14 protein-coding genes and 1 riboswitch are annotated in these 13,027 nt (G+C 59.6%); of the genes, 11 read left to right on the top strand and 3 right to left on the bottom strand.

From position 1 onward, the window contains the following. Window positions 1-36: 36 nt before the first annotated feature. The 5 genes from PMI34_RS12015 to PMI34_RS12035 all read left to right on the top strand — a co-directional run bounded on the left by PMI34_RS12015 (window position 37) and on the right by PMI34_RS12035 (window position 5,341). Window positions 37-495 carry a tripartite tricarboxylate transporter TctB family protein gene (locus PMI34_RS12015; protein ID WP_008050725.1) on the top strand — a complete coding sequence of 153 codons (459 nt, stop codon included), beginning with the start codon at window positions 37-39 and terminating at the stop codon, window positions 493-495. 1 nt (window position 496) lies between these two features. Continuing rightward, a complete protein-coding gene (locus tag PMI34_RS12020) occupies window positions 497-2,011 on the top strand; it encodes a tripartite tricarboxylate transporter permease (RefSeq protein ID WP_008050724.1) in 1,515 nt (504 codons plus the stop codon). Further along, a complete protein-coding gene (locus PMI34_RS12025; protein ID WP_008050723.1) occupies window positions 2,004-3,041 on the top strand; it encodes an AbrB family transcriptional regulator in 1,038 nt (345 codons plus the stop codon). The genes PMI34_RS12020 and PMI34_RS12025 overlap by 8 nt, the downstream gene beginning before the upstream one ends. A 78-nt stretch (window positions 3,042-3,119) precedes the next feature. Further along, entirely contained in the window at window positions 3,120-4,457 is a 1,338-nt protein-coding gene (locus PMI34_RS12030) for an AAA family ATPase (protein WP_008050722.1), read from the top strand. Next, a complete protein-coding gene (locus PMI34_RS12035; protein ID WP_008050721.1) occupies window positions 4,454-5,341 on the top strand; it encodes a hypothetical protein in 888 nt (295 codons plus the stop codon). The genes PMI34_RS12030 and PMI34_RS12035 overlap by 4 nt, the downstream gene beginning before the upstream one ends. A 48-nt stretch (window positions 5,342-5,389) precedes the next feature. On the opposite strand, the gene ung is transcribed toward PMI34_RS12035, so the two are convergent. Beyond that, the gene (gene ung, locus PMI34_RS12040) at window positions 5,390-6,082 is read right to left on the bottom strand and encodes a uracil-DNA glycosylase (RefSeq protein WP_008050720.1); all 693 of its coding nucleotides are present in this window, start codon (window positions 6,080-6,082) and stop codon (window positions 5,390-5,392) included. 132 nt (window positions 6,083-6,214) lie between these two features. Here ung and PMI34_RS12045 point away from each other — a divergent pair, with 132 nt between their 5' ends. Continuing rightward, window positions 6,215-7,327, top strand: coding sequence for an enoyl-CoA hydratase/isomerase family protein (locus PMI34_RS12045; RefSeq protein WP_008050718.1), 1,113 nt, complete (start codon window positions 6,215-6,217; stop codon window positions 7,325-7,327). 39 nt (window positions 7,328-7,366) lie between these two features. Here PMI34_RS12045 and PMI34_RS12050 read toward each other — a convergent pair whose 3' ends face one another. Together PMI34_RS12050 and PMI34_RS12055 are read right to left on the bottom strand one after the other, a co-directional pair. Continuing rightward, window positions 7,367-7,870, bottom strand: a complete 504-nt coding sequence (locus tag PMI34_RS12050; RefSeq protein WP_008050716.1) for a hypothetical protein — start codon at window positions 7,868-7,870, stop codon at window positions 7,367-7,369. A gap of 167 nt (window positions 7,871-8,037) precedes the next feature. Next, entirely contained in the window at window positions 8,038-8,277 is a 240-nt protein-coding gene (locus PMI34_RS12055; RefSeq protein WP_008050714.1) for a hypothetical protein, read from the bottom strand. Between the two features lie 282 nt (window positions 8,278-8,559). Next, window positions 8,560-8,660: riboswitch (guanidine-I (ykkC/yxkD leader) on the top strand. A gap of 60 nt (window positions 8,661-8,720) precedes the next feature. Between PMI34_RS12055 and PMI34_RS12060 the strand changes: the two genes are divergently transcribed. The 5 genes from PMI34_RS12060 to PMI34_RS12080 are packed head-to-tail and all read left to right on the top strand — an operon-like array spanning window position 8,721 to window position 12,796. Then, complete coding sequence (locus PMI34_RS12060) at window positions 8,721-9,788, top strand: putative urea ABC transporter substrate-binding protein (RefSeq protein ID WP_008050713.1); 1,068 nt, start codon at window positions 8,721-8,723, stop codon at window positions 9,786-9,788. Window positions 9,789-9,803: 15 nt separating this feature from the next. After that, on the top strand, window positions 9,804-10,619 hold the full coding sequence (locus PMI34_RS12065) for an ABC transporter permease (protein ID WP_008050705.1): 816 nt from the start codon (window positions 9,804-9,806) through the stop codon (window positions 10,617-10,619). Next, window positions 10,616-11,404: an ABC transporter ATP-binding protein gene (locus PMI34_RS12070; protein WP_008050704.1), complete on the top strand. Its 789-nt coding sequence runs from the start codon at window positions 10,616-10,618 to the stop codon at window positions 11,402-11,404. Before PMI34_RS12065 ends, PMI34_RS12070 begins: the two co-directional genes overlap by 4 nt. Window positions 11,405-11,417: 13 nt before the next feature. Beyond that, window positions 11,418-12,143, top strand: a complete 726-nt coding sequence (locus tag PMI34_RS12075) for an urea amidolyase associated protein UAAP1 (RefSeq protein WP_008050703.1) — start codon at window positions 11,418-11,420, stop codon at window positions 12,141-12,143. Between the two features lie 11 nt (window positions 12,144-12,154). Further along, on the top strand, window positions 12,155-12,796 hold the full coding sequence (locus PMI34_RS12080; protein ID WP_008050702.1) for an urea amidolyase associated protein UAAP2: 642 nt from the start codon (window positions 12,155-12,157) through the stop codon (window positions 12,794-12,796). Window positions 12,797-13,027: the final 231 nt, after the last annotated feature.

The following is a 13,027-nucleotide window of genomic DNA, read 5'->3' as shown; positions in this document are numbered from 1 at the left end:
ACTCCGTTTGGCGGAGTCGCGGCACAGGAGTTCCTCATGCTCTTACAACGCATTTTTGCTTCGGTGCTGTTGCTGGCCTGCCTCAGCCTGGTGGCGATGGCCTGGCCCTACCAGGCACCTTTTTCCTACGAACCGATCGGCCCACGCGCATTCCCCCTGTTGATGCTGGGGCTGATGGGCCTGGCGCTGGTTTACATGGTGTATCGCCCCTCGCCGATCAAGCACACCGATGAAGATCCGCCGATGGATCGCGAGACATTGCGCAAAATTGGTGTTTGCGTGCTGTTGCTGCTGGTCTTCGCCGGGCTGTTCGAACCGCTGGGTTTCATCCTCAGCAGCATGCTGATTGGCATTCCAATGGCTCGCCTGTACGGCGGGCGCTGGCTGCCGGGCGCGATCATCATCAGCCTGATGAGCGTCGGCCTGTACCTGCTGTTCGACAAAGTCATGGACGTGCCACTGCCTCTGGGCCTGCTCGACGTTCTGGAGAACTGATATGGATACGCTTGGTTACTTGAGTCACGGCTTCGGCGTCGCACTCACCCCTTACAACCTGGTGACCGCACTCAGCGGCACGCTGATCGGTACAGTCGTCGGCCTGCTTCCGGGGCTGGGTCCGATCAATGGCGTGGCGTTGTTGATCCCGATCGCTTTCGCCCTCGGCCTGCCACCGGAGTCGGCGCTGATCCTGCTGGCCGCGGTTTACCTGGGTTGCGAGTACGGCGGTCGTATCAGTTCGATCCTGCTGAACATCCCGGGCGAAGCTTCCACCGTCATGACCACCCTCGATGGCTACCCGATGGCCCGCCAGGGTCTGGCCGGTGTGGCGTTGTCGTTGTCGGCGTGGAGTTCGTTCATCGGCGCCTTCATTGCGACCTGCGGGATGGTCGTGTTCGCGCCGATGCTGGCGAAATGGGCGATTGCCTTCGGTCCGGCGGAGTATTTCGTACTGATGGTCTTCGCCATTGTCTGCCTCGGCGGCATGGCGGGTGACCGGCCGCTCAAGACCTTCATCGCGGCGCTGATCGGCCTGTTCCTGTCGACCGTCGGCATTGATGCCAACAGTGGCGTTTACCGTTTCACCGGGGACAACATCCACCTCACCGACGGCATTCAATTCGTGGTGCTGGTGCTGGGCCTGTTTTCCATCAGTGAAATCCTCCTGCTGCTGGAAAAAACCCACCGTGGCCAGGAAGCTTTCCAGGCCACCGGCCGGATGCTGTTCAACTTCAAGGAAGCCGCTTCGGTGTTCTGGGTGAACATGCGTTGCGGCGTGCTCGGTTTCATCATGGGCGTGTTGCCGGGTGCGGGCGCAACACTGGCCAGCGCCGTGGCCTACATGACCGAGAAACGTATCGCCGGCCCAAGCGGAAAATTCGGACAAGGCGACAAGCGTGGCCTGGCTGCACCGGAAACCGCCATTGGCGCAGAAGCGTGCGGTGCACTGGTGCCGATGCTGACCCTTGGCGTTCCAGGCTCAGGCACCACGGCCGTGATGATCGGCGCGTTGTCGCTGTACAACATCACGCCGGGCCCACTGCTGTTTCAACAGCAACCGGACATCGTCTGGGGCCTGATCGCTTCGTTGTTCATCGCCAACATCATGCTGGTGATCCTCAACATTCCGATGATCCGGATCTTCACCAAAATCCTTGCCGTACCGAACTGGGCGCTGGTGCCGATGATCGCAATCATCACCGCCATTGGTGTGTACGCCGTGCATGCCACGACCTTCGACCTGTTCCTGATGATCGGCATCGGTATCTTCGGTTACATCCTGCGCAAGCTGGACTTCCCGTTGTCCCCGGTTTTGCTGGGTTTCATCCTCGGTGGCTTGATGGAACAGAACCTGCGTCGGGCGCTGTCGATTTCCAACGGTTCGCTGGATATTCTCTGGTCGAGCGGTATCACCGTCGGTGTCTGGGGGTTGATCGTGGTCATGTTGCTGGTGCCCATTGTGCGCATCTGGCGTAAACGTTCGGTTACCCGGCGCGTCATCGCCGATGTCTGACCGAACACCTTTCAAAGCCTGGTGGGGAACCCCGCTGGTCGGCCTGCTGGGCGGTTACCTCGCCAGCCAGGTCGGCTGGCCTTTGCCGTGGATGGTCGGCTCGTTGCTGGCGATCATCCTCGTGCGCTGCCTGACACCCTGGCAATTGGCCGAAATCCCTGGCGGCCGCAAGTGCGGTCAGTGGATCGTCGGTATCGGTATCGGCCTGCATTTCACTCCTGTGGTGATGGAGCAGGTACTCAGTCATTTCGGTCTGATCTTCTTCGGTGCGTTGGTTACCAGCCTGTCGGCGGTCGTCGGCGTGTGGCTGATGCGCCGTACCGGTGAAGATCGCGCCACGGCGTTCTTTTCCAGCATGCCCGGTGGTTCCGGGGAGATGGTCAACCTTGGCGCCCGCAATGGTGCGGTGCTCAGCCGTGTGGCGGCGGGGCAGAGTTTGCGGGTGTTGGTGGTGGTGCTCTGCGTACCGGCAGCCTTCAAGTACTTGTTGGGCGACGGAGCGCCGATTTCCCACGCCGCCAGCATCGATTGGCGCTGGCTGGCGGTGCTGTTTCCTGCTGGCGCGCTGGCGGCCTGGATCTGGGAACGCCTGCGTCAACCCAACCCCTGGCTGTTCGGGCCGTTGCTGGTCAGCGCGGCAGTCAGCATCGGCTGGGATCTGCACATCGGTCTGCCCAATGGCGGTAGCCAGATTGGCCAATGGTTGATCGGTAGCGGTCTGGGCTGTCACTTCAACCGGCAGTTTTTCCGGCGTGCACCATCGTTCATGGGGCGTACCTTGATCGGCACGGTGCTTACCATGTTGATCGCCACGGCGGCGGCCTTGGGTTTGAGTGCGCTGACCCATCTGGATCTGCGTTCACTGACATTGGGCATGATGCCCGGCGGGATTGCCGAGATGAGCCTGACGGCGGAAACCCTGCAACTGTCGGTGCCTCTGGTGACGGCGATGCAGGTGATGCGGCTATTGTTTGTGTTGTTTCTGGCGGAGCCGTTGTTCAAGTACTGGGACCGCGATCCAACTTCGTAACGAACAATTGCCGTGAGACGGGCGGTATCCAATGAAGCATAGTTTGCTACCATCTCTGGCTTCGGGAGAGGTGAACTGATGCACATCAAAGATCTACAGATAGAAAAATTGCGGTCTTTCGAGAGTGCCACCCTTGAGTTCAATCTGCCGGGGGCCAAAGATCTGCAATACCCCAACGTTAATGTGTTGCTGGGGGACAATGGCCTCGGCAAAACCAGCGTTCTAAGGGCCGTTGCCCTTGCGGTATTGGGGCCCCTCCTGAGTGGCAGTTCCGGCTTTGTACCTGAAGGTCTTATCCGGCGCGCACCGGGAAAAGTCGCTGGCAAAATCAACCTCAACAAAAACAAGGCACGACTGACTGCGCAAATCCTCTCGACAGTGGAAGAAAGACCACCACTTAAAAAAAGCGCATTGACCATGCCCGAAGAGTTTTCGGTAAGCACAGAAATCCGCACCGTCAGCCTGGTTGAGAGGATGAGTTGGAGTATGTCGCCGCAAGACTACGATGAAGCCATCGAAGCAATGCAACTGGATGAAAAGAGCCCTGCCTTTTTCATTGTCGGCTACGGCGCCACCCGTCGCGTAGAAGCGGCAGCCCGAGTTGACGAAAGCGCCCGAACCCGCTCTCGCTTGCGTCGTTATGAACGTGTCGCCGGCCTCTTCGAAGATCACTTGACGCTCATGCCACTGTCTTATTGGCTGCCAGCCTTCGCCGAAGAGAACAAGGGTCGATACACGCAAGTCATCAACCTGATCAACGATCTGCTTCCCCCCGTCTGCCAGATTCAAAGTGTGCCCACGGATCGAGAGCACCTATTCGAAATGAACGGAACAGTACTGCCGTTTCGCGCCTTATCTGACGGATTCAGGGCCTATATCGGCTGGATTGGCGATATGTTGTTCCATGTTTGCCAAGGTGTCTCCAGTGGTTTGAAACTACGAGAGATGCGTGGCGTCATCATGGTTGACGAGATTGATCTGCATCTTCATCCCGAGTGGCAACGCAGTGTGGTCCCTACACTAGCCAAAGCTCTTCCCAATGTTCAGTTCATCCTGACGACTCACAGCCCATTGGTTGTAGGCTCATTGACTTCGCAAAACCTGTTCGTACTGGCAGATGAAAATGGCTCAACCGTTGTCAAGCGCCTACCCGAACATGTACGGGGTAAGAGCGCCGAGCAGATTTTGCTTTCCCCCTACTTCGGCCTTGAAAGCACACGAGCGACTCCAACTGCGGACACCCTGATCAGCTTGGCGCGCAGTGCAGTTTCCGGAGATGCCAAAGCTTCTGTCGACTATCTGAGAGTCCTCGCCGAGGGTATGACCTTCGAAGAAATGGCAAAACCTCAAAAAACCAAAACTACCGCTACTCGTGTCCGACGCCCGCGTGTGACGCCGTCAGAGTCGAAAGAATGATCCGCTATCCAATCTCGGAAGCTGAGCTAATTGCGTTGATCAACGGAGTACAACCGAACTGGATAGGCCGTGCTCAAACGCGAATCCAGCACTACATTGCTGCCGGTGGCTATACCGATGACTCGGACTTTTGGGGGGAAATCAAACACGTCTACATTTCGCTGCAGCATGAAAAATGCGCGTATTGCGAAACCAAGCTTCAGGGAGCCGTATTGGCGAGCAAAGTCCATGAAGTCGAGCACTATCGCCCCAAAAGTGAAGTCAAACCGTGGCCCAATCACAAGGTTGTTCACTGGAAAGACTTCAAGCCTGCCTGGCCCACAGGAGCAGGCAGCAAGGTGGGTTATTACAAGCTCGCGTATCATCATCTGAACTATGCCATCGCCTGCACCCGCTGCAATTCGACGCTCAAGTCGAGTTACTTTCCAATTCGTGGCAAACGCGACATTCAGAATAGTGACCCGGCGAACATGCAAAAAGAGTCTGCCTTGCTGCTCTACCCAATCTCATCGGTCGATCCCGATGACCCGCAAGAACTCATTACGTTCAATGGAGTACTGGCGGTTCCGCGACACAGTGATGGCCCCGCAAACGAACGCGCAGTCACGACTATCGAGTTTTTTCAACTCAATCATGAAGACCTCACATCACGCAGAGCCGTAGAAATCAGGACGCTTTGGTTCGCACTACAGTTGGCTAAAATCAATCCGCAAGACAAACAACTATACGAAGACACAATCGCGTTGATGTGCAGTCCGCAAAGTCCTTTCAGTTCCTGCGTATCAGCCTTTCTTGAACTCACCAAAACGGACTATCCAACGGCAGAAGCGATGGCAAAGCTCATCATCACGGCATTAACGGCAAATCAACCACTAACCGCCTGATGCATAAAGTTCGGGCAATCTGCCTTGAAAGCCGTTGAACCCAGGTACTCAAACCGGCGGCAACCGCCACTCGATCGGCGTCTCGCCATTCTGCTCCAGAAACTTGTTGGTCCGGCTGAAGTGCCCGCAACCAAGGAAGCCGCGATAGGCCGAAAGCGGTGACGGGTGCACCGAGGTCAACACCAGATGCTTGGTGGCATCGATCAGCTTCTGCTTGCTCTGGGCATGGGCGCCCCACAGCATGAACACCAGGTGCGGTTGCTGTTGGCTGACCACTTCAATGACTCGATCAGTGAAAAACTGCCAGCCCTTGTCCTTGTGCGCATTGGCGTTGGCGCGCTCGACTGTCATGGTGGTGTTGAGCATCAGCACCCCCTGATCGGCCCAGCTCTGCAAGTAGCCATGGTTGGGGATGTCAATGTTCAGGTCGCGCTTGAGTTCTTTGTAAATGTTCACCAGCGACGGCGGTGCCGGTACGCCCGGTTGCACCGAGAAGCACAGGCCATGGGCCTGGCCCGGACCGTGATAAGGGTCCTGACCGAGGATCACCACCTTGACCTTGTCCAGCGGCGTGGAATTGAGCGCGTTGAAAATCATCGGCCCCGGCGGATAGATCTCCTTGCCGGCCGCCCGCTCCTGTTGCAGGAAGTTTCGCAACTCTGCCATGTAGGGCTGGTCAAATTCGGCACGCAGTGCCTCCTTCCAGCCCGGTTCGAGTTTGATACGGTCGTCAGCAGTCATGTTTACATCCGGCAAAAACAATGGGGCGAACCCTAGGAAAGCGCATCACGCTTGTCAATTGATCTGACGCAGATCCAGCACTTTCCCACACAGCGATCATACTTAATCCTCAAATTCCCGATCGAGGTCACGATGAATCTGCACTTCGAAGAACTCACCGGCACCGACGGCGCGCGCATCGGCATCGCCAGCCTGGATGCCGAAAAATCCCTGAACGCCCTGTCCCTGCCGATGATCAACGCCCTGCGCGACCGCCTGGAAGCCTGGGCCAAGGATCCGCAGATCGTCTGCGTCCTGCTGCGCGGCAACGGCGCCAAGGCCTTTTGCGCCGGCGGCGAAGTGCGCAGCCTGGTGGAGGCCTGTCGCGTCCATCCGGGTGAAGTACCGCCACTGGCCGCGCAGTTTTTTGCGGCGGAATATCGCCTGGACTTCAAACTTCATACCTACCCGAAGCCGTTGGTCTGCTGGGGCCACGGCTATGTACTGGGCGGGGGCATGGGGTTGTTGCAAGGGGCAAGCATCCGCGTTGTCACGCCGAGCAGCCGGTTGGCCATGCCCGAGATCAGCATCGGCCTGTACCCGGACGTTGGCGCCAGTTGGTTTCTGTCGCGCCTGCCCGGCAAGCTCGGATTGTTCCTGGGCCTGACCGGTGCGCACATGAACGGCCGCGATGCCATCGACCTGGACCTGGCCGATCGCTTCCTGCTCGATGAGCAGCAGCCGGAATTGATCGAAGGCCTATTGCAATTGAACTGGCAGGAACAGACACCCATGCAGCTCAACAGCCTGCTCAAGGCCTTGCAGCAGGAAGCCGTGGCACAGATGCCCGAAGCTCAGTGGCTGCCGCGGCGCCAGCAGATCGACGAACTGCTGGATGTCAGCGACGTGCGTTGCGCCTGGAAGGCCATCAGCGCCTTGCGCGATCACACCGACCTGTTGCTGAGCCGCGCAGCCAGAACCCTGAGCGAAGGCGCGCCGCTGACCGCTCATCTGGTGTGGGAGCAGATCATCCGCGCCCGGCACCTGTCGCTGGCCGAAGTCTTCCAGATGGAATACACCCTGAGCCTCAACTGCTGTCGTCATCCGGAATTCAGCGAAGGCGTACGTGCCCGGTTGATCGACAAGGACCAGAAACCGCACTGGCACTGGCCGGACATCAACAACGTGCCGGACGCGGTGGTAGAGGCGCATTTTCACAAAGCGTGGGAGGGTCGGCATCCGCTGGCGGATTTGTCCGAATACTGAAAACTGCACACCACATTCAGAGTTGAGTTTTATACAGAGCTATCGGTGGCCACCCCGCCCGCTGCGATAGCCGCGACCGTTACCGCGATAGTCGTTGTTCCAGGTCCCGCGGTTACGGCCGTCCCAGCCATGGTTCTGATGCATGCGGTAGTCGCCCCGCGACGGCTGATAGTAACGAGGGGCCGACTGGTAATGGCGCGAGGGTTGATACATCCGCGGCTGCGAGTAATAGCGCGACGGTTGATAGATTCGCGGCTGCGAGTAATAGCGCGACGGTTGATAGATTCGCGGCTGTGAGTAATAGCGCGGTGTCGGCTGGTAATACCGCGCTGGCGGCACGTAGTACCGGGGCGGCGGTGTGTAGTAACCGCCACCATTGTAGTAGTAGGAACTCCCCCCGGCGTAATGGGTCGGCGCCGGCGAGGTATAGACTTCGGAACTGTAGTAGCTGCCTCCTTCATCGTAATAAGGCACGCACCCACCAAGGGATAATCCCAACACAGCAAGCAGAAGAATTCGGCGCAGCTTTTTTTGACAGAGCATGGCGGCCTCCTGGACCGCGGGCAAGCCACACCAGCGATGCTGGCAGGCGACAGTCAAATGTTCAATGACTGTCGAAATATCAGACACCGAATTCGGAATCTGGTGCGTCATTGAAACAAGTAGAAACATCTGGCCGATGAAAGGTTTTTCATCCATTCACGCCCTGATTAATGGTGACCACCGCGATGGCCACCGCCGTGATAGCCGTGGCCACGGTAGTAACCATGCCCACCGTAGTAATAGGCGCGATAGCCACCGTAGTAACGCGGCCCGTAGTAACCGTAGTAATAGGGCGAGTAGTAGCCGGGGTAGTAATAAGGTCCCCCGTAGACGTCGGCAGGACCGTAGTAGTAGCAGCCAGACAATCCGAGACCGAGCACTGCACCCAACAACAATCGACGTAACATGGCGGCCTCCGTAAAGACCTGTGACAGCAGTCGGCACACACCGACTTACACCTGTTTTGACTGGCAATCCCCTGCCAAGTGCGACGGTGCACCCACCTCCTGATCAGCGGCGGACAGGTTCCAATGCGGTGCACCAGCGCACCATCACAAGGCAGTGTGTCTTTCCCATTAACACCGTCGACCTGCCTGCCCCCCACGCTAGAGCGCTCGGGCCAACTTGGCACGCCTCTCGCTTTAGTAAGACCGTGCAGGAGTCACTACAGGTTCGCGGCACCACAATTTGCAATGGCTGACTAGGGTTCCGGCTCGCAATCGCGAGTGACTGGTCCGAGAGTTGGCGACCTCCAGTTGAGGTTACACGGCGGGACAAAAGCCCGGGAGACAAGCCACCGTTAGCGGTGCCGCTGCCTTCCTGTCCGTCCTTGATCAACTGGAGAACCACCATGTCCCAGCTTCGTTTACCCTCCCTGCTCGCCGCTGCGTTCGCCGCCCTCGTGAGCTTCTCGTCCCAGGCCGCCCAGAAAGACCACTTCAGCGTGTGCTGGACGATCTACGCCGGCTGGATGCCCTGGGAATATGCCGGCAGCCAGGGCATCGTCGACAAATGGGCAAAGAAGTACGGCATCAAGATCGATGTGGTGCAACTCAATGACTACGTCGAATCCATCAACCAGTACACCGCCGGCCAGTTCGACGGTTGCACTATGACCAACATGGACGCGCTGACCATTCCGGCCGCCGGTGGCGTCGACAGCACTGCGTTGATCGTCAGCGATTTCTCCAACGGCAACGACGGCATCGTACTCAAGGGCGAAGGCAGGAAAGTCGCCGACCTCAAGGGCATGGACGTCAATCTGGTCGAACTCTCGGTCTCTCACTACCTGCTGGCCCGGGCCCTGGATTCGGTGGACCTCACCGAGAAAGACCTGAAAGTGGTCAACACCTCCGACGCCGATATCTCGGCCGCCTTCAACACCGATCAGGTCAACGCCGTCACCACCTGGAACCCGATGCTCTCGGACATCAAGGCCAAGCCTGCGGTGACCGAAGTCTTCAACTCCAGCCAGATCCCCGGTGAAATCATGGACATGATGGTGGTCAACTCCCAGACCCTCAAAGACAACCCGGCCCTCGGCAAGGCACTGACCGGCGCCTGGTTTGAAGTGGTCGAGTTGATGAGCGCGAAAAACGCCGCCGGCAAAGCCGCCCTGGAGCACATGGCCAAAGCCTCGGGCACTGACCTGGCGGGTTTCCAGGCGCAACTGGACACCACCAAATTGTTCGCCACCCCGAAAGAAGCCCTGGCGTTCAGTACCAGCAAGCAACTGCCGGAAACCATGCGCAAGGTCGCCGAGTTCTCCTTCCAGCATGGCTTGCTGGGTGAAGGCGCCAAGGACACCAGCGCGGTCGGCATGGCCTTCGCCAACGGCGTGACCAGCGGCGACAAGGGCAACCTCAAGCTGCGCTTCGACCCGAGCTACGTGCAGATGGCCGCCGACGCCAAGCTGTAATCAGGAGAACCGGCCATGCGCCTGATCAACCGTCACCCGGACCGCCCTAGTCGCCTGCTGCTGGTGATCCTGCCGTTCGCCCTGGTGCTGTTCGCCTACTTCATGGGCTCGGCCGAGCGACTGGCGGAAAACCCCAACGACAAGCTGCTGCCCAGCGCCGTGCAGATGACCGATGCGGTGAAACGCCTGGCGTTCGTCGCCGACAGCCGCACCGGCGAATTCCTGCTCTGGCAGGACACGGCGTCCAGCCTGCAGCGTCTGGCCATTGGCCTGGGCATCAGCGCCCTGGCCGGGCTGTGTCTGGGCATCGCCGCCGGTACCCTGCCATTGTTCGGTGCGCCGTTGTCACCCTTGCTGACCGTGCTGTCGATGGTGCCACCACTGGCGATCCTGCCGATCCTGTTCATCGTCTTCGGCTTGGGTGAGTTGTCGAAAGTGATGCTGATCGTCATCGGCATCACCCCGGCGCTGGCCCGGGACCTGGAACAGCGTGCCCGGGAAATTCCCGTGGAGCTGCTGATCAAGGCCCAGACCCTTGGCGCCTCCACCTGGACCCTGATGCTGCGGGTGGTGTTGCCGCAACTGTTGCCACGGCTGTTGATCTCGCTGCGACTGATGCTCGGCTCGGCGTGGCTGTTCCTGATTGCCGCCGAAGCCATCGCCTCCACCGATGGCCTCGGCTACCGGATTTTCCTGGTGCGCCGCTACCTGGCGATGGACGTGATCTTGCCCTACGTGGTGTGGATCACTTTGCTCGCCTGGCTGATGGATTGGGGGCTCAAACGCCTGACCCGGCGTGCGTTCCCCTGGTATGAGGGGGCCGCCAAATGAGCTTCATCACCGTTAAAAACGTCTGGCAGCAATACGCTGATCAAGTGGTGCTCGAAGGTCTCAACCTGAACGTCAACGAAGGTGAGTTCTGCACCCTGGTGGGTGCCTCCGGTTGCGGCAAATCGACCTTCCTGCGCCTGCTGCTCGGCCAGGAACAAGCCAGTCGCGGCGAAATCCTGCTCGACGGCCAACCGCTGGCCGGTGAGCCGGATGCCAGCCGTGGCGTGGTGTTCCAGCGCTACTCGGTGTTCCCGCATTTGAGCGTGCTGGACAACGTCGCCCTCGGCCTTGAACTGCCACGCTCGCGTTTGCTTGGACGCCTGTTCGGCACAGCGAAAAAAGAGGCCCGCGAACAGGCTTCGGTGCTGCTGCACAAAGTCGGTCTCGGCCACTCGCTGGACAAGTACCCGGCGCAACTCTCCGGCGGCATGCAACAACGGCTGGCCATCGCCCAGGCGCTGATCATGAAGCCGCGGGTATTGCTGCTCGACGAACCGTTCGGCGCCCTCGACCCGGGGATCCGCAAAGACATGCACGCCTTGCTCCTGGAGCTGTGGCGCGAGACCCGGCTGACAGTGTTCATGGTTACCCATGACCTGTCCGAAGGCTTCAGCCTCGGCACACGCCTGCTGGTGTTCGACAAGGTCCGTCTCGACCCGCATGCGCCCGGCCGCTATGGCGCACGCATCACCTACGACATCCCTTTGAACAGCGACCGCCGCACCCACCGTGCCGCCGTCGACGCCCTGCCAGTGCAACTGGCGGGCTCACTTCGAACCGCTTGAGAGGGTTTTGCCCATGACTGATTCGACCCAAATGTTCCCGCCCTTCGCCGAAGAAATGCTCCCCGGCGGCGGCCATCGTTCCTTCGTCTTGAAACGTGGCCAACTGTTGCGCCTGACCGACATTCGCGGTGGCGCCAACGTCAGTCTGACGCTGCTCAACGCCAACGAAAAAACCGAGCGCCTGAACCTGCCCGACAGCCTCAAATGCCAACACACCGCCAAGCTCACCGCCGGCCACTGCCTGTACTCGGACATGGGCCGCGTGCTGGCCGCCATCACAGCTGACACCTGCGGCTGGAGCGACAGCCTCGGCGGCGTGCTCTGCGCGGAAGAGGTCGCCGAAAAATACGGTGCGGGCCGCTATCAGGAACGGCGCAACGGATTCTTCCGCAACGGCACCGACAACCTGTTGGTGGAGCTGGGCAAGTGGGGGCTGGGCCTGTCCGACCTGCTGATGACCCTCAACCTGTTCAGTCGCGTGAACGTCGATGACGCCGGGCGCTTCCATTTCGCCGAGGGCAATTCCAAGGCTGGCGACTACATCGAGTTGTACGCGCCGATGGACACCCTGGTGGTGCTCACCGCCCTGCAGCACCCGATGGATCCGTCGCCGGAATATGCACCGAAACCGCTGAAGCTCAGCTGGATGAACGCCGACGCCAGCATCGCCGAACACTGCCGTACCTCGCGCCCGGAAAACGAGCGCGGCTTCATCAACACCGACCGTTTGTTTGCCTGAGGATCGCTGCCATGTCACTCGCAATCGCCACCGTTCCACAGTCGCCTGAAACGGCCGTCTACCGCACCACCATCCCCGCCGGCGAACCCTGGCTGATGGAGGTCAAGGCCGGACAGACCCTGCGCATCCTCGACCTGGAAGGCAACCAGGCTGTCGACACCTTGTTCTACAGCGTCGCCAATCCCAGGGAGCGCTACGACGTGCAGCGCACCCTGCGTCGGCAAAACAGCGTGTACCTGAGCACCGGCAGCGTGCTCTATTCCAACCTCGGCAAGCCGATGCTGACCATCGTCGCCGACACTTGCGGGCGTCACGACACCCTGGGCGGCGCCTGCGCACAAGAGAGCAACACCGTGCGCTACGCCCTGGAAAAACGCTACATGCACAGCTGCCGCGACAACTACCTGCGCGCCTGTGCTCACGATGGCCGGCTGGGCAAGGGCGACATCGGGCCGAACATCAACTTCTTCATGAACGTACCGGTCACTGCCGACGGCGGGCTGACGTTCGAAGACGGAATTTCCGCGCCGGGCAAGTACGTCGACCTGCGGGCCGAGATGGACGTGATCGTGCTGATCTCCAACTGCCCGCAACTGAACAACCCGTGCAACGCCTACAACCCCACTCCTGCGGAGCTGCTGGTATGGAACTGAAACTCCCGAGACTGCGCCGTTGGTTGTTTGCCTTGTGCCAGGCCCGTTCGGGGCAGTGCCTGAAAAAGTAAAAACACTGAGTAACCCTGTGGGAGCGAGCTTGCTCGCGATAGCGGTGTGTCAGTCACCATCAATGTTGAAAGTGCTGACGTCATCGCGAGCGAGCTCGCTCCCACAGGGGTTCGGCGGTGAATTGAAGAAATCTGATTCTGCCACCGGGGACGACCCCGG

This window comes from Pseudomonas sp. GM74, from assembly GCF_000282455.1.
Lineage (GTDB): Bacteria > Pseudomonadota > Gammaproteobacteria > Pseudomonadales > Pseudomonadaceae > Aquipseudomonas.
The sequence above is the reverse complement of the archived record's forward strand: the minus strand, read 5'-3'. Positions and strand labels throughout refer to the sequence as shown.